This is a genomic window from Exiguobacterium sp. E4787, assembly GCF_018618375.1.
Taxonomy (GTDB): domain Bacteria; phylum Bacillota; class Bacilli; order Exiguobacteriales; family Exiguobacteriaceae; genus Exiguobacterium; species Exiguobacterium chiriqhucha.
Genome location: NZ_JACSLY010000004.1, coordinates 41,085 through 68,074, shown reverse-complemented (window position 1 = coordinate 68,074; position 26,990 = coordinate 41,085). Strand labels below are relative to the sequence as shown.

Here is a 26,990-nt window from a genome sequence, read left to right as displayed (position 1 = left end):
TTTTTTATTTGGCGTGAATCAATCGGGTGGCGTTCCCAATGGCGAGTAAGGCGACCCCGACATCGGCAAACACGGCTTCCCACATTGAGGCGAGTCCGAATACGCCGAGTAAGAGGAAGAGCGCCTTCATCCCGAACGCGAACGTGATGTTTTGCCAGACGATTCGTCGTGTCTTTTTGCTCAAATCAATCGCCGCCACAACATCGTGTGGGGCATCATTCATGAGAACAAGGTCAGCTGCTGCGACCGCAGTATCACTACCGACACCACCCATCACGAGTCCGACATCAGCACGCGCAAGCGCCGCCGCATCGTTCAAGCCATCACCGACAAAAGCGACCTTGCCGGTTGTTGCCAACCGCTCGACTTCCGTTACTTTTTGATGTGGAAGCAACTCGCTGTACACTTCATCGATGCCAATCGCTGAACCGACGGCATTCGCGACTTCTTGCCGATCACCCGTCAGCATGACTGTCCGATATCCGTATTGTTTCAACGCACGAATCGTCTGTTCCGCATCCGCCTTCACTTCGTCCCTCAACTCGATTCGTCCGAGCCAGCGATCATTTTTCACGACATGCACAATCGTCCCCGATGTCTCCGTCGGGATCGAGCAGCCCAATTTTTTCATATAGCGGGCACTACCGACGTAAATGCGGTGTTCACCGTCTATAGCCATCAGTCCGTAACCCGGCTCTTCTTGGATTGTTGCGAACGGCGCGACCGGACCGGCTTGCTCGACGATTGCTTTTGCAAGCGGATGCGTCGAAGCCATCTCGACACGAGACGCAAGTTGGAGCAACTCGTTCTTCGTCAATTCACCATTCGTCGCGATATCCGTCACTTCAAAACGTCCCGTCGTGAGCGTTCCGGTCTTATCAAAGATAACCGTCTCAACTTCGGCGAGGACGTCCAAATACTCGCCGCCTTTCACTAAAATGCCACGCCGCGAGCCAGCACCAATTCCACCGAAATAACCGAGCGGAATTGAGATCACTAAGGCACACGGACAACTAATGACGAGGAAGATTAAAGCCCGGTACACCCACTCCTCCAAATTTCCGACAAACAATGGCGGGACAAACGCGACCACAGCCGCTAAAACGACGACGATCGGCGTGTACACTTTAGCTAACCTTGTAATCATCTGTTCCGTCTTCGCCTTGTTCATGCTCGCCTGTTCAACGAGGGCAATCATCTTTTGAAGACTCGACTCCGCAGCCGGTCGCTCGACCCGAACTTCGAGCCGTCCTTCGAGGTTGATCATGCCGGCCAATACGTCTTCACCAGGCCCGACTTGGCGTGGCAACGACTCTCCTGTCAGAGAAGCCGTATCCAGTGAGCTGTCCCCTTGTAACACCTGACCATCCATCGGCACTTGTTCACCAGCCCGCACTATGATGACGGAGCCGACCGTTACGTCCTCAGGTCGTTTCTCAACTTCTCGCCCCTTAACAAGAACGCGTGCGCGTGTCGGTTTCAAATTCAATAGCGATTGAATCGACCGCCGTGAAGCGTGGACCGCTTTCGCTTGGAAATACTCACCGAGTTGATAAAACAGCATGACGGCGACCGCTTCCGGATACTCCGAAATCGCAATCGCACCGACCGTCGCAATCGTCATTAAAAATTTCTCATCAAACCATTCCCGATGCCATACGTTACGAAATGCGGCATAGACGACATCATAACCCGCAACCACGTAGGCGATTCCGTACACGACAAGCGAATCGGTATACAGACCGACGAGCAGAAATGCGAATGCAATCCCGAACCGCCATAACAAGCGACTCGACATCGGTACTTCCTCATCATCTTTCACAAAATGAGCACCCGGTTCAATTCGCGCCATCGACGCTTCGATAGCCCGTAGCGTCTCCGTATGATCTTTCGAATCATTCCATTCGATAATCATTCGACTTGTCGCAAAATCAATCTGACAAGCGGCGACACTGTCCTCTCCCGTCACACTCTTCTCGATTTTGGCGGCGCAGTTCGTACATGTAATCCCTTCGACGGGCAATACATCTCGTTTCATCGTTAATTTCGCCCCTTTTATATTCAAACGTTCATTTGAATATATCGTAACGCGGTCGCCTCACAATTACAACCGAAAAAAAAGCCGACTGGAATCCCAGTCAGCCTCACGTGTCTGATTCAGTCTCATCTTGCTCGGCGCTATGGGCCATCGCAATCTCGACGAGCAACCGGACGTGGTCATCGTCGAGCGAATAATAAACGACTTTTCCATCCTTTCGATATTTGACAAGTCCTTGCTCGAGCAATGTCCGTAAGTGATGGGACGCCGTGGCATTCGAATGTTTAATCACGGCCGCCACGTCACAGACGCACAGTTCCGCTTCGAGCGTGAGCACGTAGAGCACTTTAAGTCGGGTCGGATCGGCGAACGCTTTGAATAATCGACTGACCCGCGTCGCATCAAGATCGGTCAACGCTTGTTGTAATACCCCGACATCCTCATTCTGAATGGCAATCGTTTCGCATTGGGGTGCTTTCATCCATCTCACCTCATTTTCTATACTCTCATTCTAACAAAATCCGATTTATAAATCTGTTATATATTATTATTGACTTATCACCCTCTGTTATAATACAATCAAAACAACATAACAGCTACGTTACTTAAATAAAGGGGGCAGTTACAATGAATGAATGGGCAAGCCGACTTGAATCTTCCGTCGAATTTTATCGGAAGTTACCGGACAAGACGTGTCAAGAGTGCGGGAAACAGATGGATGAGCAGTGCGAGTCTTACGAGAACACGTGCCCATCTTGTGCTGAAAAACTCCAACTTAGCGAATAAAACAATCCCTCGGAAACGTGTTCCGAGGGATTTGTCATGGCAGATGATAACCGAGATAGGCCGCCAGCAGACCAAGTACATAGGTCGCAAGCAAATACATCCCGAAACGAAGCCAGTCTTTGGCGACGAACCGCATCACTTCGAGCTTGAACGTCGAGAACGTCGTGAACGAACCGAGAAAGCCGACACCGAGTCCAAGCATGAGCGACGGGCCGGCACTCGACGCATATAAATAGCCGAGACAAAACGACCCACTCACATTGACGAACAGCGTCGCCCACGGGAACATAGATGTCGTCCATGTTTTGACGAGCTGACCAATGCCAAACCGTGCCATCGCTCCAAAGAACGCCCCCAGCATAATGATGGCGATCGTCATCGCACCACCTCTTCTCGCCTGAACTGTTTGAACCGACGCCGTCCGAACCAAAACCCGAGCCACGAACTGAACAGACCGAGCATAAGGCTTAGTGTCACGTAGAGCAAGGCCATGCCAACTGCGCCGGACTCCAGCAACTCAATCGTCTCTACACTGAACGTCGAGAACGTCGTGAACGAGCCGATAAACCCGGTTCCGACCGCGGTGACGACACTCGGGGAGAGTCGTCCGGACTGAAACAGGAAGTGTGTCAGCCAACCGAGAGCGAAACTGCCTGATAAATTGATGAGCAGCGTCCCGAGCGGAAACATACCGACCCAAAACGTCTCGATGCCTGTGCCGATCCCATAACGTGCCAAGGCACCTAGCGCTCCTGCCAAACCGACGTATGCATATAGCATCGCCAGGCCTCCCTTCAAAAAAACACCTGCCGCGAGCACGTCGCGAGACAGGTGTTGAGTCTGTAACCATTATACCAAGCGATGAGTGATCACGAAATAGCTGCTGGTGCGAACACGGCCGAGATGGCCTCGAACGCCTCATCGAGCTCCTCTTTCGTGATGACGAGCGGTGGTGCCAATCGAATCACCGTCTCATGTGTCTCTTTGCAGAGCAGGCCGCGTTCTTTAAGCGCCTCACAGTATGGACGGGCTGCTTCCGTCAATTCGATCCCGATGAACAGACCGCGACCGCGCACATCTTTAATGAGTGGATTGTCGATTGATTTCAAACGATCCATGAAATATGTGCCGAGTTCGAGGGAACGTTCTGGCAACTGCTCCTCTTCTAACACTTCGAGTGACGCGATCGACACGGCCGCCGCGAGAGGATTCCCCCCGAACGTCGAACCGTGTGATCCTGGATTGAATACGCTCAAGACGTTTTCATTGGCCGCCACACACGATACCGGGAACACGCCGCCCCCGAGCGCTTTTCCGAGAATATACATATCTGGCTCCACATCTTCCCATTCGATGGCGAACCATTTACCTGAGCGACCGAGCCCTGATTGAATCTCATCGGCCACAAACAACACGTTATGCTGCTGGCACAACTCGCTAGCACGCTTCAAGTAACCAACCGGTGGGATGATGATGCCGGCTTCGCCTTGAATCGGTTCGACAATGAACGCCGCCGTATTTTCAGTGATGGCCGCCTCGAACGCATCGATGTCACCGTACGGCACGACTTTAAACCCTGGCAATAGCGGCCCGAATCCACGTTGATATTCCGCTTCTGTCGACATCGACACCGCCGCCATCGTACGGCCGTGGAAGTTGCCCGAGCAGACGATGATTTCCGCTTGACCTGGGATTTGTTTCACTTCATACGCCCAGCGCCGCGACGCTTTGACAGCCGTTTCGACCGCTTCCGCACCCGTGTTCATCGGCAACACCATCTCTTTGTTTGTAAGCGCTGCCACTTTTTTGTAGAAACGACCGAGTTGATCATTGTAAAACGCACGTGACGTCAGCGTGATTTTATCGGCTTGGTCCTTAAGTGCTTGAATGATTTTCGGATGGCAATGACCTTGGTTGACGGCCGAATAGGCACTCAACATATCCATGTAGCGGTTCCCCTCTGGGTCTGTCACCCAGATCCCTTTCGCTTCCGAGATGACGATTGGAAGTGGATGATAATTGTGCGCCCCGAATTTCTCTGTCAATTCAATCACTTCTTGTGTCTTTGACATTTGATTTCCCCCTTATCAAAAAACTATCTTACTCCTTCAGTATATGATGACCGTCTTTCTTTTGACAACGACCAACTTGCCCATTCCTCGGTTTGGCAAAATAAGGTACACTGAACGTAGATTATGATTCATTTGATGTAGATTGGAGGAAACGACGTGGCTTCATTGCGTGATTTGCCGATTGACGAGTTTATCGATGCTTTATCTGTTCCATGCTGTTACATCAATCTCGATGGCAACGTCCTGCTGTGGAACGAATATGCGGAAACGCTGTTCGGATGGGGACGAAACGAGGTGCTTCACCATCCGCTCCCTGTTGTCCAACACTTACAGGATGCGCTTGAATCCTGGTCACCGATGCTCCTTCAATATCCGTTCTCGACGACGGCGATGACGCCGTTCAAACATAAAAACGGATCAGTCGTCTATGCGACTGCTTATTTACAATCTTTTTCCATCAACAACTATACGGGCTACTTCCTTGCGTTCCTGCCGAAAGGGTTTGGGCCGCTCATCAGTACAGAACAGTTCAATCTGCTTCACCACTTTCAAGCGATGATTGAACAATCGACGTATTATTTGGCAACAAACGCTTACGGCGAGATTACAGAAATCAATCCGTTGCTCTGCGGGTTAATCGGCGCACCCGATCATCAATTCATCGGTCGTAACTGGTTCGAGCTCATCCATCCGTCATTTGAGAATCATCCGCTTGCCGAGGACGTGCTTCAAGCACTTACGACCGACCGCATCTGGAACGGTGAAATGCCTGTCCGTTCCGAGCGGCATGTCCGCAACATGTGTTGGCTCAATTTGACGGTCGTCCCGATTTTGAGTGATGAAGGCGAAATCGTACAATATACCGCCTTCGGCTTTGACGTCTCAGATAAAAAGCGACTCGAGCAAGAGGTCAATTATCTCGCGTACCATAACGACTTGACCGGACTCTTGAACAAGAAAGGATGGCTCCGTCAGTACAGCCACGTGTTGACGGATGTCGATCAAGGAGATGGCTTGGTTCACGTTGCCTTGTTCGATATCGATCGCTTCAAAATCATCAATGAATCGTTCGGTTCACGCGTCGGCAACGAATTGCTCCTTCAAATCAAGGACCGGGCCGCGCAGTTCTTGCCTGAGACGAGCGTCATGTTCCATCCGTCGGGTGGCTTGTTCGGGTTGATTTTCTTTGAACAGTCGAAAGAAGAAGTGTTCCAGTTGCTACGTCAATTACAACATGAACTGCAGCGTCCGTTCCGGATTTATCATCACTCCATCATGGTGTCGATTTCCATCGGGTGCGTCTTCTATCCGTCCGCCACGTCTTCACTAGAAGAACTGTACACACGCGCCGAGAGCGCCTTGTTCAAAGGCAAGCGAATCGGTGTCGGGACAATCCAGTTCGTCACGAAAGATATGGACGATGCGTTCTCACGTCAAATCCATATCGAGAAGGCGCTTTATCAAGCGCTTGAAGAAAAACATTTTTATTTAGAATATCAACCAAAGTATGAGTTAAAGACTGACACGCTCATCGGCTTCGAGGCGCTCCTCCGTTGGCACCATGAAGAGCTCGGTCAAATCCCGCCGTCAGAGTTCATCCCGCTCGCCGAAGAGATGGCGCTCATCGTCCCGATCAACAACTGGGTCATTCTCGAGGCGGCCAAACAGTTGAAAGCCTGGCAACAACTCGTCGATCACCCGTTGTCGATGGCCGTCAACATTTCGCCGAACCAATTCCGGAGCGACAGCTTCATCAATACGCTTCGCAACATCAAGCAACAGCTCAATTTGAATCCGTCCGATATCATCCTCGAGATTACCGAAAGTCTCGTCATGCAGCAGACGGACGAGATTATCGCCCGGATGGATCAAATCAAACGTCTCGATTATCGCCTATCCATCGACGACTTCGGGACCGGCTTCTCGTCACTGCAATACTTGAAGTCGTTCCCGGTCGACGAGCTAAAAATCGATAAAGTCTTCCTCGATGATTGGTTGACGTCGAAGTCACACTTACTCGATGTCATCGTCCACCTCGGCAAGAGCCTGAATCTGCACGTCGTGGCCGAGGGTGTCGAGGACCAAGAGATGCTCGACCACTTGAAGCAAACCGCTTGCGACTCGTTCCAAGGGTTTTTGTACGCCAAGCCGCTTCCTCCAATTGAAGTCGTTCGCTTATTGACGGACAACAGTCAATGAAAAAAGTCATCGCGCGTCTCACGACGTACGATGACTTTTTGTTATAGGCTGATTGTCGCCGTCCATAGTCCATAGACACCGTAAGTGGCCGCCAACAGGATGACAACCGCAATCATATATTGCAACCGGCTGAGGTACGGCCGGCCTTGTTCACGTTCGGCCAACATGAAGACGAACACGCCCGGCGCGTACAAAATCATGGCGATGAGCATATACTCGACACCTGACGCATAGAGGAGCCAGGCCGCATAAACGGTCGCAATCCCCGATATGACGAGCATCGGGCGTGTTCCGGTCCGCCGTGCCTCTTTCCAACCGAACAAGGCCGAGAACAAGTATGGGACGAGCGCCGCGATGCCGGCGATACTCGAGAGCACCAAGTACGTCTGTTCCGAAAAGAGAGCGATGATCGTGACGAGTTGTGTGAACGCCTGTGTGATGAACAAGGCGCTCACCGGCGTCTCATTTCGATTGAGTCGATTGAACAGTTTCGGGAACACGCCGTCACGACTCGCGACGTACGAAATCTCCGTCGCGAGAATCGTCCACCCGAGCAGGGCACCCGAGAGCGAGACGAGGAGTCCGATGTTGATGATGGTCGCACCGACTGGTCCGACGACGGCCTCGAGCACGTACGCCATCGACGGTTCCGAAAGTGCCGCGAGTTGTTCCTGGGTCATCACCCCAAACGATAAAATCGAGATCATCATATAAATGACAAGCGTTCCGACGAGTCCGATCACCGTCGCCCGACCGACGTCCCGTTTATGACGAGCCCGTGATGACAAGACGACTGCTCCTTCAATCCCGACGAACGCCCAAAGCGTCACGAGCATCGTCGACTTCACTTGCGGGAACACCTGTGACCAGCTAAATCCCGATTGTCCCCAGAAGTCGATTTGGAACGTGTCAATCCGAAACGCAAACAAGATGAGGACAATAAATAAAAAGATTGGGACGAGTTTGGCGATTGTCGTGACAATATTAAGAAGCGCCGCTTCTCTCATCCCGCGTGAGATAATCCAAAACAACCCCCAAATGACGACCGCGCTCATGATTAAGCGGAACGTCCGATGTTCTGACGAGAAAATCGGAAAGAAGTAGCTGAGCGTGCTGAAGATTAACGTGATGTTCGCTACCGTCCCAATCCACGCCGACATCCAGTAGCCCCACCCGCTATTGAATCCGACAAACTTGCCGAATCCTTCTTTCGCATAGGCGTAAATCCCACCTTCAAGTTCAGGACGTGTATTGGCTAAAAACTGAAACACGAACGCGAGCATGACCATCCCGATACCGGTAATCGTCCATCCGATTAACACCGAACCGACTCCAGCACCTTGTGCCATCGCTCCCGGTAAATTAAATGCGCCTCCGCCAATCATCGTTCCAACGACCATGGCAGCGAGCCCAAAAAAGCCGATTCCGGCTGACTGTGACTTCATTTAAAACCCTCCACAAAAAGTTGACGTCTGACGAATAACTATACATCGATAATGTATAATCATTCGATGATTTCCTTATTCTACTGAAACTAATGGTGTTTAGATAGGTATTTTGCTAATGTTTATATTTTCGAATAATTTAAAAAATTTTATTGCGCATTCATCTTGTTTGTAGTTTAATTGCAATATATTCGAAACAATCAGAATTTTCGGGAGGTAACACAATGCGCAACAAAAAATGGTTAGCTTTATCGGGTGTCGCTTTGCTTGCAACGGCAGCATGTGGCGGCGGAGAAGAAACAACAGATTCGTCTGAAGGCTCTTCATCAAGTGATGCGAAAAAGGAAATCACGCTCGTCTCGGCGACAGATTTGCCACAGCTCGATCCGACGCTCACAACGGACTCGACGTCAGTCATCGTGACGAACAACGTCTTCGAGGGACTGTATCGTCTGGATGAAAATAACCAACCGGTACCGGGAATTGCTGAAGACGTAGAAATTTCAGAAGATGGACTTACATACACCTTCAAATTGCGTGATGCGAACTGGTCAGACGGTTCACCGGTCACAGCTGAAGATTTCGTCTACTCATGGAAACGCGCCCTCAATCCTGAGACAGGTGCTGAGTACGCCTATATCCTCCAAGATTTGAAAAACGCCAATAAAATTCTCGCAGGCGAAGAAGAACTTGATACGCTTGGCGCGAAAGCGCTCGATGAGAAGACACTCGAAGTACAATTGGAGGCACCTGCCCCTTACTTCCTCGGGTTGACAGGATTCCCGACGTACATGCCGCAAAAGCAAGAGTTCGTCGAAGAACAAGGCGAGTCGTTTGCGACAGCTGTCGATAAGACACTTTACAACGGACCATATGTGTTAGATAGCTGGCAAGACAATGAAGGTTGGGTCTATAAAAAGAACCCTGAGTATTGGGACGCTGAAAACGTCAAGATGGATACAATCAACGTCAAGGTCGTTAAAGAAGTCGCGACGGGCGTCAACTTGTTCGAATCGGGCGAAGTCGATTACACGCTCTTGTCATCTGAATTCGTTCCACAATTCCAAGACTCGGATGAGTTCAAGACACGTGCCGACGCACGAATCAACTTCCTTCGTTTCAACCAGAAGAACGAATCACTTCAAAACGTCAACATTCGTGAGGCACTCGCAAAAGGCTTCGATAAGCAAGGCGTCACAGACGTCATCTTGACGGACGGTTCACAGCCGGCCAACTATATCGTCGCGAAAGACTTCACGTTCACAGAAGATGGAGCTGACTTCCGCGAGAAGTATCCAGACCTTCAAAGCTATAACGTCGACGAGGCGAAAGCGGCATGGGAGAAAGGTCTTGCCGAACTCGGTGTCGAGACAATCGAACTTGAGTTCCTCTCACGTGACGAAGAAGCGTTCAAGAAAGTCAACGAGTATATCAAAGGTGAGCTCGAGAAGAACCTTCCTGGCCTCACACTTAACATTAAGCAACAGCCGTTCAAAAACTTCCTTGAACTTGAAGGCGCTGGCGACTATGACGTCTCCGCTGCCGGTTGGGGCCCTGACTATCAAGATCCGATGACGTACCTCGACATGTGGGTCACAGACGGTCCGTTCAACCGTATGGCTTACTCGAACGACGAGTACGACAAGTTGATTCAAGGCGCGAAACAAGAAGCCGATCAAATGAAACGTTGGGAAGCGATGCAAGAAGCCGAACGCATCTTGCTCGAAGATGATTTCGCGATCGCACCGATTTACCAAAAAGGTGAGGCTTACCTTGAGCGTTCAAACATCGAAAACATGTACCGCCACCCGTTCGGAGCTGACGCTAGCTTCAAATGGTTGGACGTCAACTAACCCACAAACCCTGCCGCTTGCTTGCGGCAGGGTTTGTTTGTTGGGGCTATGCCGTTGTGACGCAAAAAAAGGGGACGTACCACGAAGTTGTGGTATGTCCCTTATCTAGATGATTACGCTTCGCGCTCAGTCCGCATATCGGCTGGTACGCGTCCGCGTTTCGAGATAATTTGCGCAATGACGAGCGCCACGACGAACGTCGCGAGGGCTGCGAAGAATCCGACCCACATCGAGTCTGAGATTCCAAGGACCAAGTAACCGACCGCTGCCACGCCGGCTGAAATCAAGGCGTACGGCAACTGCGTCAACACGTGGTCGATATGGTGCGACCCGGCACCCGTCGAACTGAGAATCGTCGTATCCGAGATTGGTGAACAGTGGTCTCCGAACACCGCTCCGGCGAGAACAGCGGCAAGTGTCGGTAGCAAGAGCTCCGGCTCGACTGCCATAATCAAATCGGCTCCGATTGGAAGCATGAGACCGAACGTTCCCCAGCTCGTTCCTGTCGAGAACGCCATCAGACCGGCGATCAAGAACAAGAGGAACGGCAAGTAAGATGGTGAAATCGAATCTGTAACGAAACTTGCCAAGTAGTCACCTGTCTTCATGTCACCGATGACGGCGATAATCGTCCAAGCAAACAACAAGATGAGCACGGCTGGCCACATGGCGCGAATTCCGCCCCATGTCGCTTGTCCGTAGTCTTTCGCCGGAATTTTGCGGCCGATTAATAAGATGAACGTCACAATCAAACTGACGACAGCACCTGCCACGAGTGAACGGGTTACGTCCGTCGATTCGAAGGCGCCAATCAACGAGAAACTCTGACCGTCCGCTGCGAGTGCTTGGCCGCCCGTATAGAGCATGGCCGACACTGTCGCGATAATCAAGGCGATAATCGGGACAATCAGGTCACGGACTTTCCCACCTTCATGTTCGTTCAAATCTTCACTCATCCCCATCGGCGCACCTTTCGAAGCGTCGTAGAGTTCCCCTTGGAGGGCACGGAGTTCATGCGTGCGCATCGGTCCGATGGCAAGTCCCGTGTAGGCGACATAAGCTGTCAAAAGCAATGCGAACACGGCGTAAAAGTTCATCGGGATAATTTGAATGAACGCCGAGAACGATGAATAGCTGTCAATCGAATATTTTGCAAGAATACCTGAAAGAATGGCAATGATGTAGGCTCCCCAACTCGATAACGGACTGATGACACAGACTGGTGCGGCCGTTGAGTCAATCATGTAGGCGAGTTTCGCCCGTGACACTTTTTTCCGATCCGTGAGAGGTCGGCTGATATTCCCGACGGCGAGACTGTTGAAGTAATCGTCGATGAAAATTAAAATCCCAAGTCCGAACGAGACGAGACGAGCACCACGGGCTGTCTTGACATTTGAAGCGGCCCATTCTCCGAACGCGCGGGCGCCACCCGACGTTTGAATGATCGATGACAAAATCCCAAGCAAGAGCAAGAACGCAATCAAGAGCACGTTCCATTCATTAATGGCTCCGTCGGCCCAGAATAAGGCGATGACGTTCGACCACAAATATTGAATCGATTCGAGAGGATTAAAATTGTGAAGCAATAAGACCCCTGCAATAATCCCGACACCGAGTGACGGAATGACTTTCCGTGTTGTGATGGCCATAATAATGGCCAATAAAGCCGGTACGAGTGAGAGTACCGAAGTTGAATAATCTACCATGTGATTTCCTCCTCTTTTGTTAGAGATGAGGCCCCCCTATGCTTAAAAAAACGCAAAGCGAGGGCATCGGCAACAAAGCCGACACCCTCGCTGGATGTTCCGTCTTTCTTAGCCGACTTGGAGCGCTCCATACGTAAATATGTATGGCAGTCTGACGGGTATTTCCCGTCAGCCCAGCACAAAGTCAGAGACATGACTTTACACTTCGGCGATCTTGCCTTTCTGTAGTCTTCACCGTTGTCATCCTCGGACTACTTACTCATCAGCATCGCACCTCTACCTCATCGATAGCACGAATATTCATTTAAAGTTACGTCTAAATTATCATAGGTCATAGTGACTAATCAATAGTTTTTTTCATCTCGGATGATTTGTTTCAACACCGCGAGTGCAGCCTGGTCGTCTGACTCGACCGCTTTAAAGAAATCACTAAAGAAATGATATAAGACAAAACGCTCGGCGTGTGACGTCGTATGTTCTTTGATTGTTAAGAAAATAAGGTGACGCAATCGCCGTTTCGTCCGCGTCTCGTCGGGCAATTCTTGACATCGGTCTTGGAAGGCACGATATACAGAATTGATCAAATCCCCATGTTCATCATACGACCGGTTGTATGCAACTTGTTCCATCTGTGATATCCCCCCTTTCCATATTTACCGATGAAACTTGTCGTAACTATACCAACTTAAGCCGATCCATTCAATCGTTTCGGGTCGTTCTTAACAAAAATCATACGTTAGACTGACTTACGACTCGATGAATGAGAACGTCGTCACATCGAATAGTCCCATATCGGTCAACTTCAAATCCGGGATGACCGGAAGCGCGAGGAACGACATCGTCAAATACGGGTTGAAGTGACGATGGGCCCCGACGACGTCGAGCGCATCGTTCAACTGTTCGAGCACGTCCGCCACTTCCGCATACGGACGTTTCGTCATGAGTCCGCCAATCTCAAGCGGTAAGACGGCCAGCACCTTGCCCTCTGACACCGCGACGACCCCACCGCCCACTTTTTCAAGCGTCTCGGCTGCGAGCAACATGTCGTCCGGGCTCACCCCGGCGATGACGAGGTTGTGGCTGTCATGGGCGACCGTCGCTGCGAGTGCCCCTCGTTTCAAGCCGAAACCGGTCACCGGCGCGAGCGCCATATGACCCGTCCCGTGATGACGTTCGATGACAGCGAGTGTGGCGATATCTTGCGTGAAATCGGCACCCGACGCGTCCGGATTAAAGACGAGCCGCTCCCGTTTCGTTAAGAGACTGTTCGGCAGCACTTGAATCACATCGACCGCCTCTTCCTTCACGGCCAAGCGGAATGACTCCGGCGTCAAGTCCGGCAGCTTCAGCTCGCCTCGCATCGGTTTCGGCACTTCGATCCCATCAGCCTCGAACGTGGCCTTGCCTGCCTTGGCGACGACTTCCCCGTTCACGTACACAGTATCGATTGTTACCGATTCGACGTCTGACAAGATGACAAAGTTCGCGCGCTTGCCCGGTGCGATGGCCCCCACTTCTTTCAACCCGTACGCCTCGGCCGCGTGCAGGCTGGCGACAGCATACGCCGTTTCCGGCTTGACGCCTTGTTTGATCGCCATGCGAATGTTGTAGTCGATGCCACCCTCGGCGACGAGATCGTCCAAATGCTTGTCGTCCGTACAGAACAAGAACCGGTGGGCGTTGCTCTCGGTGATGGCCAAACTGACCTGCTCGACGTTCCGGGCGACCGATCCTTCCCGAATCTGAACGTAAAAACCGCGGCGCACCCGTTCGAGCGCCTCTTCAGCGGTCGTGCATTCATGATCGGTCATGATACCGGCCGTGCGATACACGTTCAACTGATCCGGACCAAGACCTGAGGCATGGCCGTCGACGACTTTCCCGGCAAGTTCGGTCTGGGCGATCTTTTGAAGCATGTCCGCACTCCCCGACTCGACGGACGGATAATCCATCACTTCGCCGAGACCGTGCACCCCTGGATCGTCTAAAAACGGCGCCAAGTCCTCGGCGTATAGTTTCGCCCCTGCGTGCTCGAACGGCGTCGCCGGTACACAGCTCGGGAGCATCATGCGCACGTCGAGCGGCAACCCCTCAGCATCCGCGAGCATATACTCAATCCCGAGTGCCCCGTTGACGTTCGCGATCTCGTGCGGATCGGCGATGACCGTCGTCACACCGAGCGGCAGGACCGCTTTGGCGAACTCGTGGGGTGGAACCATCGATGACTCAATATGGACGTGGGAATCGATGAACGATGGTGCCAATGTCCAAGACGGGTCGTGATACTCTGTCTCCCCTTCGTAGCCGTCCCCGATGGCCACGATGTATCCTGCGTCGATGGCGACATCCGTGCGAATCGTCTCGCGACTGTAGACGTCAATGACCGCCACATCTTTAAAGACGACCGCTGCTTTCTTTTTCTTCGCCGCGATGTCAATCAAATGTTGTTTCTCCATCTGTGTGTCTCCTTTTTTTTCTACGTATTTTTACTATCTTAACAAGAATAATCTTTCAGGCGCAATTTCTTTTTCAACTTATGCGACAATGAAAGCATATCTGTTTGAAAGGGGTTACACATATGCAATACAAATTAGGCGAATTGACGCCGCAAGTCGACGAGACGGTGTTTCTCGCACCCGGAGCCCATGTCATCGGTGATGTCACAATCGGTGCCCATTCCGGCGTCTGGTTCAATACGGTCATTCGGGGAGATGAAGGACCGATTCGCATCGGTTCTTACGTGAACATCCAAGACGGATCGATGGTGCACCAATATGAAGGCTCTCCGACGGTCATCCATGACCGCGTCTCCATCGGACATATGGCGATGATTCACGGCTGTGAGATTGAAGAAGGCTGTCTCATCGGCATGCATGCGACCGTCCTCGACGGGGCAAAGATTGGGAAGGGGTCGTTCATCGCCGCCGGGGCGCTCGTCACACCGAACATGCAAATCCCGGAAGGCGTCATGGTCATGGGTGTCCCCGCCAAAGTCGTCCGTCCGCTCAATGATGAGGATCGCTTTATCATGGAACGGACCGTCAACAAATACGCGAAGCGGGCCGAGCAGTACAAACAGACGTGTGAACCACTGACATCTACACAAAGTTTGTGAAAGCGTTTGCAAGATTCATAAAATGTTAACGATTCCCCCGATTTTTCTTCATGTTCCCCCTGTATACTGAGGATGTAGTCAAGCCGACGTTTCGAAAGGGGCCAATTGTATGTATCCAAACCATGCCGAACTGATTCTAGACTTGTACGCCTCGTCCATTAACCCAAGTCATTACCTGCATATCGAGGATTCATTTGACGCTACGCTTCAAGGAACACATCGCGAGGTTTGGGAACGACTGCAATTGGATAATAATATAGAGAAAGAAATTAAAACTGAGGGAACGTGAACACAATGATTCCAACGAATGTCATTCAAGACTGGCTTGCAGCCAAGTTAAAAAAATAAACCGAGCGCTCACATGAACGGCTCAGTCTCATTGACCTATAAATATTGGCCCGGTCGTAGTCACCTACGCTCGGGCCTTTTCGTTCACTCAAAAATTGTCAAACTAGCGTCAATCGATTGACGTTGCTTCGTCGGTGGCACGTCTTCGTAACGACCGAGCTGGAGTAACCCGACAAACGTCTCACCTTCAGCTCCAATCATCTCTTGAAGCCTAGCATCCTCAAAAATACCGCCCGTCCGCCAAACGAGTCCGATTTGTTGCTCGCTACATAATAAATGGAAGTTTTGAATCATCGTCGCCGTTGCGAGCATTGCATCTTTCTTCCCTTTGTCCGTCTCGAAATGCTTCGTCGTCACGTAGACACATGCGGCCGCGTTACGAATACGCCCGGCAATCTTCTCACGCTTCCCCTCTGGTCCATCTTGAAACGCCGGTTCGAGCGCCTGAAGCAAGACTTCTTTTCCCTCCCCGTTGAACAAATAGAGATTCCACGGTTCGACTTTGTTATGAAACGGCGCTTGATGAGCTGACGCCAACAAGTCATAGAGTACTTTCGTCGCGATTGGTTCTTCCGTGAACATGCGAATCGTCCGCCGTGATTCAATCAACTGTTGTCCTGCTGTCTTTTCCATTGAAGTCACTTCCCCCTCTGTTCTCTCTCTCATCATAATTAAAAGCATTTCTCATTTGAAGAAGAACGACTTCCATAAAAAAACGCATCCCTGATTCAGGAATGCGTTTATGGCGTCATGTCGATTGTCCGATAATCTCACAGGTGACCAAGTCTTCGAGCGTCTGTCTCCGGACGACGAGACGATGCGTTCCGTCTTTCACGAAGACGACGGCCGGGCGGAGCATCTGGTTATAGTTGCTCGCCATCGAGAAGTTATACGCTCCCGTCGCTTTGACGAGCAAGAGATCACCCGCTTCGACCGGCGGGATAAGCGAACGGTTCGAGATGATGTCTCCCGACTCGCAGCACGCCCCGACGATTTTCGCCTCGAGCGTCTTCGCTTCATCCATCCGTGTCGCCACAATGACGTCATATTCAGCGTCATAGAGAGCGGGACGAATGTTATCCGTCATCCCTCCGTCGACCGAGACGTACGTGCGGACACCGCTCACTTCTTTCACCGTCCCGACTTCATAGAGCGTCGCACCGGCGTTGGCGACGAGCCAACGGCCCGGTTCAATGCCGATTTTCGGAAGCGGCAAGCCGAAGCGTTCCACTTCCGCGACGAGCGTATCCATCACTTGCGTCATCGTATCGGCGAAGTCGAGCGGGTCGTCCGATTCGAGATAGGCGACACCGAAGCCGCCTCCGATATTTAAGACGTCGGCCGTATACCCCGTCTCTTGACGAATCGTCTCGATGAAGTTGACCATCGTCTTGACCGTATTGATGAACAGCGTCGGCTCTTGAATCTGCGAACCGACGTGACAATGAATCCCCGTCAAGTTCAACCGTTCCGCTTGCAGCGTCGCCTTGATCGCTTCGAGATACGTGTCGTCATGGGTCGGGAAGCCGAACTTCGTATCGACCCCGCCCGTCTGAATCGCCTCGTGGGCGCCTCCGACGACTTGTGGGACGATGCGGAGCAATACATCAACGTCTACCCCTTGCGCAGCGGCCAGACCCGACAACAGCCCAATCTCACGCATGTTGTCGATCGTGAAGTGGGTGATCCCGTTCTCGAGCGCGAACGTGATGTCCTGCACCGTCTTGTTCGACCCGTGGACGTGAATCCGGTCGGCCGGGACACCGGCGTGGAGCGCGACGAACATCTCGCCGCGCGAGACGACGTCGATGCTCAGACCGGCTGCCATCACTTTGTCGTACACGGCCGCGATCGACATCGCTTTCGATGCGTACAGCGCGTACGTGTTCGGATACTTGTCGAGGAACGCGTTCCGGATGAGGCCGAGGCGACGTTCGAGTTCAGGCTCGCTCATGATATAGAGCGGTGTCCCGTACGTCGCTTGAAGTTCACGGACGGACACGCCTTCGATCATACAAACTGATTGGTTGGTGGTGTACATACATTGCCTCCTTCAAAGCGATGCGGGACACGCCATGAGCGTGCGCATAATTGTTCTGAGTTGTTGGCGTGCCCGGTGCGGGTCACGTCATCGATTTTCGTGAGATGGCCGTAAAGCTCGACCTGGTCTCCGACTTGAATCGTGTCATCGACGCGTAGGAAGCTGTGGCTCATGAAGATGTTACTGATGAACGGATAGGCCCGTCCTTCGATGTGGGCCGGTAAGAAGCGCCGGGCCCGCATGAGTCCGTCGCCATAGCCGACCGCGAGCACGGCGATGCGTTCTTTCGTCTCGGCCGTGTAGCCCGTGCCGTAACCGACGTGGGCACCGGCCTCGATGTCGTGCACGGCGACGACTTCTGTCTCCCAGCGAAACGCCGGGACGAGCCAATCGACCGGTTCGACCGAAGAGTAGCCATACAGAAAGATGCCGACACGTACGTGCGTGCAATGTCCGAGACGCGGATCCGCTTGAAGCGTCGCCGCACTGTTGGCCGCATGCACGATCTCGAACGTGTGCCGTTCCATGAGACGATTCGACCAGTCGGCGAACCGTTGCACGTGCACACTATGCTCGATTTCGGCGTTATCCGCGTCCGCGAGTGGGAAGTGTGTACATAAGCCGACAAGGTCGAGCCCTTCGTCTTGGCAAAAGGCGACGATGGCCAACGCTTCCTGGAACGTCTTCGCACCGAAACGGTTCATGCCGACGTCGAGCTTCAAATGAAGCCGGACCCCGTCGAGCTGGTCCCGTTGCGAGACGAGCCAATCGTAAGAACCGATGGCGACGTCAAGATGGTCCCGATGGACGCTTGTCCACTCGTAGACCGGGTTCATGACAAGGACGCGCGCTTCCGGAGCTGATGCCCGGACCTCGCTCGCCTCGTCAAGCGTCGTCACCATGAAGTGACGCACCCCTTCTTCGTACAGTGTCGTCACAACTGGCTCCATCCCTAAGTTATAGGCGTTGTTTTTTACGACGGCGAACACCGGTCGGCCAAGCGCTTCAATCCGACGTTTGTTTTCGCGAATCGCATTCAAGTCAATTGTGACTCCCATACAAAAAACTCCTTTATTCTTTGACTCCGGCTTTGACGAACGTGACCCAATCACGGTGGCCCGCGATTTGTCCGGTCACGGCCTCACGGTAACGCGTGAGCATGTTCGTCGCGACCGTTTGGACGCCGCCGCCAATCGAGATGTTGTCGATTTCGATGACGCTCGTCACTTCAGCCGCCGTTCCTGTTAAGAAGATCTCATCTGCGACATATAGTTCGTCACGTCCGATGTGGCGTTCAATGACCTCGAACCCTTCCTCACGGGCAAGTTCGATCACCGTTTGACGCGTGATGCCGTCGAGCACCGAGCAATCGAGTGACGGTGTGAAAATTTTGTTTCCTTTGACGAGGAAGATGTTGGCGACGCTCGCCTCGCTGACGTTTCCGTTCATGTCGAGGGCGATCGCTTCGTCATACCCGTCGCGGACCGCTTCTCCTTTAAGGAGTTGTGAGTTCATATAGTTCGCTGCCGCTTTCGCTTGCATCGGCATCATCGTCGAAGAGACGCGACGATACGAGGCGACTTTCGCGCGGATCCCGACCGTCTTGCTGAAATATTCGCCGAGCGGCCAGCATGAGATGGCAACGTGTACTTTCGTTTCCTGTGTCGGCATGAGTGCCTGCCAAGGTGTGCCGAGGAAAACGAATGGGCGGATGTAACAAGCTTCGAATCCGTTGCGTTCAATCAATTCGATTGTCGCTTGTTCGAGCTCATCGACCGTGTACGGCAAGTCGACGTGATAGTATGCACACGAACGAACGAGTCGCTCCAAGTGTTCACGGAGTCGGAAGATGGCCGGGCCTTCCTCTGTGTGGTATGCCCGAATTCCTTCAAAGAACCCGCTACCGTAGTGAATCGCGTGTGTCATGATACTCGTGTTCGCGTCACTCGGCTCGATCCAAGCCCCGTCTTGCCACATCCATTGTCCATACTGTTCCATTGTTCAACTCTCCCATTCATTTTTGATATTTTCTGTCTATTATACGTTACAGGGAGCGTAAGTCATCAACAAGTTGTGTTTTTTCTGCGGTTTTTTCATCTTTTTGCTTAATGACGCGGGCTGGTGTACCGGCAACGACGACGCCTGGCGGTACGTCTTGTGTGACGACACTACCTGCTGCGACAACGGCATTTTCACCGATGCGGACGCCTTCCAAAATGACGGCGTTCGCACCGACCATGACGCCATCTTCGATGATGACCGGATCTTTTGAAGGTGGCTCAAGGACACCCGCCACGACAGCGCCAGCGCCAAGGTGGACGTTTTTCCCGAGCGTCCCGCGGGCACCGATGACCGCGTTCATATCGACCATCGACCCGTCACCGATGACGGCACCGATATTGATGACAGCACCCATCATGACGACGACGTTATTCCCGATTTGAACGTGGTCGCGAATGAACGAACCTGGTTCGATGCGGGCATTCAACTGCGTCGTATCAAGCATCGGTACGGCGCTGTTGCGGCGGTCGTACTCGAGGTGCGTGTCCGTGATGACGGTAGCGTTCGCTTCTAGGAAAGCAGCCGCACGTTCAGCCGTCGTGAGGAACAGTTTCGACTCGTCCGTTCCAAAAGCTTTGGCATCTTCGATCGTCAGACCGGCCAATTGACCATTGACGTACAATTTGACAGGCGTTTCTTTCTTGGCATCTTTAATGTATTGCGCGATTTCATAAGCGTTTGTGAGTAACATGAGTGGCCTCCTCGTATAGGTTCGTTAAATTGTATAATCCGGCTGGGCGGTCAAGAATCGTTGCCGCCGCAGCGAGTGCCCCGTTCGCGAAGACGCGTTTGGACAGGGCCGTGTGTTTCAATTCAAGCATTTCGTCGTCTCCGGCAAAGAGGACGGTATGTTCACCGAAAATCGTCCCCCCGCGTACCGAATGCATGCCGAGTTCATCGGCTGCGCGCGCTTCACGACGCGGTGTACGGTCATATACCGGTGTCACGTCGCGTTTCGCCTCGATGGCACGGGCGAGCAGTTCCGCCGTCCCGCTCGGTGCATCGACTTTCTTACGGTGGTGCGCCTCAATCACTTCGATGTCATAACCAAGCGTGAGCGGGACGAGTTGGTCGAGCAACTGTTTCAAAAGAGCGATCCCGTAAGACGTATTATACGACTGGAAAATCGGGATCTCTTGAGACGCCGCCTCAATTTTGGCGAGCTCTGCTTCCGAGAAGCCCGTCGTCGCGATGACGAGCGGGATTTGTTTAGCTTTTCCAAACGCAAGCACATCATCCAACAGCGCCGGGTTCGAGAAGTCGATGACGACATCGACCTCGGCCTCGACATCTTGTAGCGAGACAGGATGTTCCCCTCCGGCCGGCGAAACAATGGCCGCAACGTTCAAATTTTGTGTCCGGGCGACTTCTTCGACGATTTGTCCCATCGCGCCGTATCCATGAATGAGTAAGTTCACTGTCTCACCTCATTGAACTGCTCCATTGCCGACAACAAGCGGGCCTCGGCCGTCGCACTCATTGGGACGAGCGGGAGACGTGGTGCACCGAACTCGAATCCGCGTGCATTCAATGCTGCTTTGACCGGAATCGGGTTCACTTCCGCGAACAATTCGTCGATGACCGGGAGCAGTCGGAGCTGCCATGTGCGTGCCGTTTCCAAATCTCCGACGAGGAGCGCTTCAGCTAAAGCGACCGTCGCACCCGGATAGACGTTCGAGAGGACCGATACAACACCTTGCGCCCCCCAAGCCATATAAGGAAGGATTTGATCATCGTTCCCGCAATAAACTGGGAACCCTTCCGGCACATGCGCCATCATTTGAGCCATCACTGAGATATCCCCACTCGCTTCTTTAAGCGCAGCGATGCGTGGGTGATCAGCGAGTTCCCCAACCGTTGCCGGATCAAGTGCGACGCCCGTCCGAGATGGTACGTTGTAGAGCATGAGCGGAATCGGTGACGCGTCGGCAATCGCTGTGAAGTGGGCAATCAGACCCGCTTGCGTCGACTTGTTGTAATAAGGCGTGACGACCATCGCCATCTCGGCTCCGAGTTCGGCGGCCCGTTTCGTCTTTTGAATGCTGAGCGCCGTGTTGTTTGACCCGGTTCCCGCGATGATAACGGCGCGGCCGGCAGCGACTTCAATCGCTTTGACGAGAAGCGTCTCGAACTCTTCGTCCGTGATGGTCATGCCTTCACCAGTCGTTCCCCCGATGACGAGACCGCTGACACCTTCTTTAATTTGATCTTCAATCAACGCTTCCCACGCTGTGAGATTTAGCAGACCGTCTGCTTGAAACGGTGTAGCGAGTGCGGTTGCGACTCCTGTGAACATATAATCTCCCCCTTATTTCGTAGCAGTCTGCCCAATCATACATTGGGCGATTTGGACGGCGTTCGCTGCCGCGCCTTTTCGAACGTTATCAGCGACGCACCAGAGATGGAACGTGTTCGGCTGTGACTCGTCGACACGGATACGACCGACGTACACGTCGTCTGTCCCGTTCGCATCGAGTGGTGTCGGATAGACGAGCTCCCCTGGGTTGTCCATCAAGACGACACCTGGCGCGTCCGCGAGCACGGCTTTTACTTCGGCGAGCGTCGCGTCGCGGTCGAGCGTGACCGTGATGGAGACGGCGTGGCTGTTGCGGACCGGGACACGGACACATGTCGCTGTGACACCGAGGTTCGGCGCGTTTAAAATTTTGCGTGTCTCTTCAATCATCTTCTGTTCTTCTTTCGTATAACCGTTCTCTAAGAACACATCAATGTGTGGCAAGACGTTATCGTAAATCGGATACGGGTAGTTCTTCGGCTCTTCCCCACGTGCTCCGCGTTCCAAGTCCTCTATCCCTTTTTGGCCCGAGCCAGAGACGGCTTGATACGATGTATAGGCGACACGCGTCAACCCGTATACTTCCGCGAGTGGTGCGAGCGCGACGACCGATTGGATCGTCGAGCAGTTCGGGTTGGCGATGAGCGTCTTGTCCGGGCTCAATTCGACTCGGTTCACTTCCGGTACGATGAGCGGAATGTCCGTTTTCATCCGGAATGCGCTCGAGTTGTCGATGACGATGACACCTTGTTCGCTCAGGCGAGGCGCATATTGTTCACTGATGCTCCCACCGGCTGAGAAGAGCGCGATATCGATTGGGTCCGCATAAATCGCGTCCGACAGTTCTCGGATGACGACGTCCTTGCCGTTCACGTTCACGGTCTTCCCGGCTGAACGGGCCGATGCGTACAACATCAATTCGTTGATTGGAAATTCATACTCGGTCAATACTTCAATCATCTTTTGGCCGACGGCACCGGTCGCACCGACGACGGCTACGTTATACATGTGGCGTCCTCCTTATAACTTGAAGCGGGTCGCGATGGCCGCGACAGCTGCTTCGACGTCTTGTTCGTTAATCGTGTACGAGATGCTAATCTCGGATGTCGTGACTTGATAGAATGGAATCCCGCTCTCGCGGAACGTGGCGAACAGTTCGGCAGCGACACCGGTCGCATCACGCATGCCGATGCCGACGACCGAGATTTTCGCATGCTCGGTATGACGGTCGATTTTGATTTGTGGGAACGTCTCAGTCAGTTCCGCGAGTGCCTCTTCGAGAAACGTCTCTTCATCGAGCGGACAGGTGAACGACAGGAATACTTCACCATCGAACGCCGTCTGACTGATCATATCGATATTGACATGACGCTGTGACAATTTCTCGAAAATGTCGGCAACTCCTGCCACCGAATGTGGAATATGTTTGATTGAGACGCTGAGCACGTTCTTCACGACGCTCACGCTCGTCACCGCTTTTTGTTCCATCGCCTGTGTCATATCCATGATCCATGTTCCTCCTTCGCTCGCAAGCGTCTTTCCTACAAAGATGTTCACATCAAATTTTTTCGCGAGCTCTACGCTACGCATCTCCATCACTTTCGACCCGAGCGCGCTCATTTCCATCATCTCGTCATACGAGACGGTATCTAATCGGCGGGCCGTCGGATGGATGCGCGGGTCAGCCGTATAGACACCGGCGACGTCCGTGTAAATCTCACAGCGTTTGCTGAGGACGGCGGCCAAGGCGACAGCAGTCGTATCCGATCCGCCTCGTCCGAGCGTCGTCACATCACCGAACTCGTTGACGCCTTGGAAACCGGCGACGATGACGACGTCATATGTCCGGAGCTTCTCTTCGAGCACCTCTTTGCGAATCGCTTTGATTTTACTTTTCGTGTGAATACCCATCGTGTCTATCCCGGCTTGTTGTCCGGTAAGCGAGATGGCCGCCACGCCTCGAGAGTTCAAAGCGATGCTGAGCAGGCTGATCGTCTGCTCCTCACCGACCGCAAGCAGGCGGTCCAGTTCACGGATCATCGGGCGTTCCGTGATTTGTTTGGCGAGTGACAACAGTGAGTCAGTCGTTTTCCCCATCGCGGAGACGACGACGACAAGTTTCTCTCCGGCCGCGGCCCGTGTCTGTAAATATTCGGAAATGGCCTGGATTTGTTCAATCGTGGCAACGGAGCTGCCTCCAAATTTCAATACGGTTGTCATCAGGTTCCCCACTTTCATGATGTCCACCAACAGAAAAAGCGGCAGACCGGTAGGAAGCACTCTCCCTACGGTCTGCCGCTTGTACGCGCAGTTGAAAAACGATTAAAGAATCGTTCCGTAGATAGCGCTCCATGGCATTTCATCCATGGCAGTGTAGGCGTTATTCACGACTACCCCAGCCTTCGTTCGTACGCATGCGAACGTCGACTTCGGCGAAATTCCCCTTTCGGCTCGATCCGGAATGCGTCCGTGTCGATCAAGCGTACTCATGTCATTCGCAACCTCTATCTGTCAGTTGTTAGTTTTAGTTATAACAAATGCATCCCGGCTTGCCAACCTTTTTTTAGAAAAAAGGAAAATTTCTAAAAACAGTCACCACGTCTTCTTCATCATCCGATGCGGAATGTCCGCGTCTAAAAAATTGTCCCCGTACGCCTCGTATCCGAGACGCTCGTAAAACGGCAGAGCCGTCAGTTGAGCACCAAGTTTGAGCTGATGTAACTCACTCGTTCGCGCGACAGACTCGATGGCGAGCATGATTTCCTTGGCATACCCGTTACCGCGCGCCGAAGCGAGTGTGGCGACCCGCTCGACTTTCCCGACCGCGTCACCGATTGGACGCAGACGCGCCGTCGTCACCGGCTCACCGTCCACCGTCCCGACGAAATGGATGCAGTCTGGGTCAAGCTCATCATACTCGATTTCAGGGGCGATGCCTTGCTCGTGAATAAACACTGTCGCTCGCACAACCCGTGCCTGTTCAATCAGTTCTGCTTCCGTGCCGTGCTCAATCTTCAACATGATACCATTCCTTCCTGAAGCCGTTTCACGATTTCTGCCGTCGCACGTTCCAACTCGATGACCGATTCGAATCGGGCCTGGGCTTGTTTATGACTGCCGCCACCGCGACCGATGCCGAGGTCGTCGAGCGTCCGTTTTAAGAATTTACCGATGGCGATGTCATGTGTCCCGTCATGCATGAGCCATAGCTTTTGACCTGTATGATTGGCTCCGACAGCGATTCGGCCCGTCGCAGCGATGCGTTCGACGATGGTCGTCGTCAACGTTTCCGCTTCCGTCTTACCGATATGGGTGATGACGTAATTGTCTTCCTGCAAAAAGGCAGCGACTTTCGCTTTCGCGACGCGCGCCTCGAGCGCCTTCACTTCCTTGTCCCGCTCGAGACGAAGATTTCGTTCCTCGAGGACACGGGCAGCGACCGTCTCGTTTGTCGTCGATAACGTTTGGTGAATCGTCCGCAGCGCTGTCCGTGACGAATGGATGGCGGACAAGGCCCGGTGACCGGCCACATACGTCAGGCGGACGTTCCCACGAACTTTTTTCATCGAGGTCACATGGACGATCCCAAGTTGGCCGGTCGTCTCGACATGTGTCCCACCGCACGCGTTGTAATCGAGTCCCTCAATGTCGACAATCCGGATCATCCCGGTGCGGTCGGTCGGTTTGCGTAACCGATCGACCTCGACCTCTGCGGACGTGAGTTCGTACGTGGAGACGGGACGGTTCTCAAAGATAATGCGTTGCACGTCTCGTTCCAACGACTCGATTTGAGTCCAATCGAGCGTCTCTGTCTCGATTTCAAGCGACGACTCCTCTTGTCCGATGCCGAAGCTGAGCGTCTGAATACCGTATTCGTCTTCCAATAAAGCCGTCAACACGTGCTGAGCCGTGTGTTGAATCGAGTGGTCGTGACGGACCGCGTCATCGACCATTCCAGTCACGAACTTCCCACGTTCGAGCCCCGTTTCGACTAAATGCCAGACGACCTCATCAACCCGTTGCACGTCGAGAACGGGTTGTCCGTCGAGTGTTCCGACGTCCGGAGGTTGGCCCCCGCCTTCCGCATAAAATAATGTGGATTCAAGCGCGACCCACGTCCCGCGCGCATCGGTGCGCACGTCGGTCACCGTCGTTTCAAATTGCCATGGCTTCATCTTGATCGCCACCTTTTCTGTAGGATATGTTCAGACAACTAGTCTAATTTGGTCTATAATAAGAAACACTTACTTTAGCAGTCAGGAGCGATATGCATGTTACAGATTGATAAACAATCACCGCTACCTATTTATTATCAAATCGAAGCCTATTTAAAGCAACAAATAGATGCCGGCGAGCTTCAACCGGGAGAATCCATCCCATCCGAACGGGAGTTTTCCGAGCGCTATAACGTCAGCCGGATGACGGTCCGCCAAGCCATCACGAACTTGGTCAACGCCGGTTATTTGAGCCGTCAAAAAGGCCGAGGCACGTTCGTCGCCAAAAAAAAAATCACGATGGCCTTGTCCGGATTGACAAGTTTCTCGGAAGAAATCAAACATCGGGGCATGCGTCCGTTTAGCCGCCTGTTATCGTTCCAAACGATTCCGGCACCAGCCAAAATCGCCCAAAAACTGAGTGTCGCGCTCGACACCCCCGTCTATGAGATGCGACGTCTCCGTCTCGCCGATGAGAACGTGCTCGCCCTCGAGACAGCATACATCCCGGTCGCCTTACTACCGAACTTGACCGAGACAGATGCCGTCGGTTCGATTTACGAGTTCGCCGAGCAGTCGGGGCTCCGGTTGAAGAATGCGACCCAAACCCTCGAGGCGAGGAGCGCGGGACCGGAGGAAGCGAAGCTGTTGACGATTTCTTCGAACGCCCCTGTGCTCTTAATCGACCAACGGACGTATCTCGAGAACGGGGACATGTTCGAGTATAGCCGTTCCTTGTTCCGCGGCGACGCCTACTCATTCACCGTCGCGATGGAACGCACATAAAAAATGGTTTGCCGCGGACGGCAAACCATT

General features: G+C 52.8%; 25 protein-coding genes and 2 riboswitches. Of the genes, 5 read left to right on the top strand and 20 right to left on the bottom strand.

The features are described from left to right. Positions 1-4 precede the first annotated feature (4 nt). Positions 5-2,038, bottom strand: a complete 2,034-nt coding sequence (locus tag KNP80_RS06355; RefSeq protein WP_214719824.1) for a heavy metal translocating P-type ATPase — start codon at positions 2,036-2,038, stop codon at positions 5-7. A gap of 106 nt (positions 2,039-2,144) precedes the next feature. Further along, entirely contained in the window at positions 2,145-2,519 is a 375-nt protein-coding gene (locus KNP80_RS06350; RefSeq protein WP_021065247.1) for an ArsR/SmtB family transcription factor, read from the bottom strand. A 146-nt stretch (positions 2,520-2,665) separates the two neighbouring features. Here KNP80_RS06350 and yhfH point away from each other — a divergent pair, with 146 nt between their 5' ends. After that, a complete protein-coding gene (gene yhfH, locus KNP80_RS06345; protein WP_021065246.1) occupies positions 2,666-2,824 on the top strand; it encodes a protein YhfH in 159 nt (52 codons plus the stop codon). Positions 2,825-2,858: 34 nt separating this feature from the next. On the opposite strand, the gene KNP80_RS06340 is transcribed toward yhfH, so the two are convergent. The 3 genes from KNP80_RS06340 to KNP80_RS06330 all read right to left on the bottom strand — a co-directional run bounded on the left by KNP80_RS06340 (position 2,859) and on the right by KNP80_RS06330 (position 4,896). Next, positions 2,859-3,203, bottom strand: coding sequence for a fluoride efflux transporter FluC (locus KNP80_RS06340; RefSeq protein ID WP_029596084.1), 345 nt, complete (start codon positions 3,201-3,203; stop codon positions 2,859-2,861). Continuing rightward, positions 3,200-3,604: a fluoride efflux transporter CrcB gene (gene crcB / locus KNP80_RS06335; protein ID WP_214833198.1), complete on the bottom strand. Its 405-nt coding sequence runs from the start codon at positions 3,602-3,604 to the stop codon at positions 3,200-3,202. The genes KNP80_RS06340 and crcB overlap by 4 nt, the downstream gene beginning before the upstream one ends. Positions 3,605-3,693: 89 nt before the next feature. Continuing rightward, positions 3,694-4,896 carry an ornithine--oxo-acid transaminase gene (locus KNP80_RS06330; protein ID WP_214833196.1) on the bottom strand — a complete coding sequence of 401 codons (1,203 nt, stop codon included), beginning with the start codon at positions 4,894-4,896 and terminating at the stop codon, positions 3,694-3,696. A 156-nt stretch (positions 4,897-5,052) separates the two neighbouring features. On the opposite strand from KNP80_RS06330, the gene KNP80_RS06325 reads away from it, so the two are divergent. Beyond that, the gene (locus tag KNP80_RS06325; protein WP_214834263.1) at positions 5,053-7,095 is read left to right on the top strand and encodes a bifunctional diguanylate cyclase/phosphodiesterase; all 2,043 of its coding nucleotides are present in this window, start codon (positions 5,053-5,055) and stop codon (positions 7,093-7,095) included. Positions 7,096-7,136: 41 nt separating this feature from the next. Here KNP80_RS06325 and KNP80_RS06320 read toward each other — a convergent pair whose 3' ends face one another. Continuing rightward, entirely contained in the window at positions 7,137-8,540 is a 1,404-nt protein-coding gene (locus KNP80_RS06320; RefSeq protein WP_214833192.1) for a basic amino acid/polyamine antiporter, read from the bottom strand. Between the two features lie 224 nt (positions 8,541-8,764). Between KNP80_RS06320 and KNP80_RS06315 the strand changes: the two genes are divergently transcribed. After that, on the top strand, positions 8,765-10,393 hold the full coding sequence (locus KNP80_RS06315; RefSeq protein ID WP_214719819.1) for a peptide ABC transporter substrate-binding protein: 1,629 nt from the start codon (positions 8,765-8,767) through the stop codon (positions 10,391-10,393). Positions 10,394-10,506: 113 nt separating this feature from the next. On the opposite strand, the gene KNP80_RS06310 is transcribed toward KNP80_RS06315, so the two are convergent. The 3 genes from KNP80_RS06310 to ade form a co-directional block, all read right to left on the bottom strand. Then, a complete protein-coding gene (locus KNP80_RS06310) occupies positions 10,507-12,099 on the bottom strand; it encodes a Na+/H+ antiporter NhaC family protein (RefSeq protein ID WP_214834258.1) in 1,593 nt (530 codons plus the stop codon). Positions 12,100-12,211: 112 nt separating this feature from the next. Beyond that, positions 12,212-12,386: riboswitch (Lysine riboswitch) on the bottom strand. A gap of 57 nt (positions 12,387-12,443) precedes the next feature. After that, complete coding sequence (locus tag KNP80_RS06305; RefSeq protein WP_021065238.1) at positions 12,444-12,728, bottom strand: hypothetical protein; 285 nt, start codon at positions 12,726-12,728, stop codon at positions 12,444-12,446. 117 nt (positions 12,729-12,845) lie between these two features. Beyond that, on the bottom strand, positions 12,846-14,555 hold the full coding sequence (ade, locus tag KNP80_RS06300) for an adenine deaminase (RefSeq protein WP_214834255.1): 1,710 nt from the start codon (positions 14,553-14,555) through the stop codon (positions 12,846-12,848). A 122-nt stretch (positions 14,556-14,677) separates the two neighbouring features. Between ade and KNP80_RS06295 the strand changes: the two genes are divergently transcribed. Then, a complete protein-coding gene (locus tag KNP80_RS06295) occupies positions 14,678-15,214 on the top strand; it encodes a gamma carbonic anhydrase family protein (RefSeq protein WP_214833186.1) in 537 nt (178 codons plus the stop codon). 432 nt (positions 15,215-15,646) lie between these two features. Here the strand turns inward: KNP80_RS06295 and KNP80_RS06290 are convergent, their stop codons facing one another. The 11 genes from KNP80_RS06290 to KNP80_RS06240 form a co-directional block, all read right to left on the bottom strand. After that, entirely contained in the window at positions 15,647-16,195 is a 549-nt protein-coding gene (locus tag KNP80_RS06290) for a nitroreductase family protein (protein WP_214834250.1), read from the bottom strand. Between the two features lie 115 nt (positions 16,196-16,310). Continuing rightward, a complete protein-coding gene (lysA, locus tag KNP80_RS06285) occupies positions 16,311-17,603 on the bottom strand; it encodes a diaminopimelate decarboxylase (RefSeq protein WP_251132342.1) in 1,293 nt (430 codons plus the stop codon). Then, entirely contained in the window at positions 17,573-18,661 is a 1,089-nt protein-coding gene (gene alr, locus KNP80_RS06280; RefSeq protein WP_214719814.1) for an alanine racemase, read from the bottom strand. The genes lysA and alr overlap by 31 nt, the downstream gene beginning before the upstream one ends. A gap of 13 nt (positions 18,662-18,674) precedes the next feature. Further along, on the bottom strand, positions 18,675-19,601 hold the full coding sequence (locus KNP80_RS06275) for a branched-chain amino acid transaminase (RefSeq protein ID WP_214719813.1): 927 nt from the start codon (positions 19,599-19,601) through the stop codon (positions 18,675-18,677). 46 nt (positions 19,602-19,647) lie between these two features. Beyond that, on the bottom strand, positions 19,648-20,355 hold the full coding sequence (gene dapD, locus KNP80_RS06270; RefSeq protein ID WP_214719812.1) for a 2,3,4,5-tetrahydropyridine-2,6-dicarboxylate N-acetyltransferase: 708 nt from the start codon (positions 20,353-20,355) through the stop codon (positions 19,648-19,650). Further along, on the bottom strand, positions 20,333-21,082 hold the full coding sequence (gene dapB, locus KNP80_RS06265; RefSeq protein ID WP_214719811.1) for a 4-hydroxy-tetrahydrodipicolinate reductase: 750 nt from the start codon (positions 21,080-21,082) through the stop codon (positions 20,333-20,335). Before dapB ends, dapD begins: the two co-directional genes overlap by 23 nt. Next, positions 21,079-21,960, bottom strand: a complete 882-nt coding sequence (gene dapA, locus KNP80_RS06260) for a 4-hydroxy-tetrahydrodipicolinate synthase (protein ID WP_214719810.1) — start codon at positions 21,958-21,960, stop codon at positions 21,079-21,081. The genes dapB and dapA overlap by 4 nt, the downstream gene beginning before the upstream one ends. 12 nt (positions 21,961-21,972) lie before the next feature. Further along, positions 21,973-22,968, bottom strand: coding sequence for an aspartate-semialdehyde dehydrogenase (locus KNP80_RS06255; protein ID WP_214719809.1), 996 nt, complete (start codon positions 22,966-22,968; stop codon positions 21,973-21,975). A gap of 12 nt (positions 22,969-22,980) precedes the next feature. Next, entirely contained in the window at positions 22,981-24,180 is a 1,200-nt protein-coding gene (locus tag KNP80_RS06250) for an aspartate kinase (protein WP_214834247.1), read from the bottom strand. A gap of 114 nt (positions 24,181-24,294) precedes the next feature. After that, positions 24,295-24,475, bottom strand: a riboswitch (Lysine riboswitch). Between the two features lie 77 nt (positions 24,476-24,552). Next, the gene (locus KNP80_RS06245; RefSeq protein ID WP_214719808.1) at positions 24,553-24,981 is read right to left on the bottom strand and encodes a GNAT family N-acetyltransferase; all 429 of its coding nucleotides are present in this window, start codon (positions 24,979-24,981) and stop codon (positions 24,553-24,555) included. Then, on the bottom strand, positions 24,975-26,135 hold the full coding sequence (locus KNP80_RS06240) for an alanyl-tRNA editing protein (RefSeq protein WP_214719807.1): 1,161 nt from the start codon (positions 26,133-26,135) through the stop codon (positions 24,975-24,977). Before KNP80_RS06240 ends, KNP80_RS06245 begins: the two co-directional genes overlap by 7 nt. A 96-nt stretch (positions 26,136-26,231) precedes the next feature. On the opposite strand from KNP80_RS06240, the gene KNP80_RS06235 reads away from it, so the two are divergent. Continuing rightward, a complete protein-coding gene (locus KNP80_RS06235) occupies positions 26,232-26,960 on the top strand; it encodes a GntR family transcriptional regulator (protein WP_214719806.1) in 729 nt (242 codons plus the stop codon). Positions 26,961-26,990 lie beyond the last annotated feature (30 nt).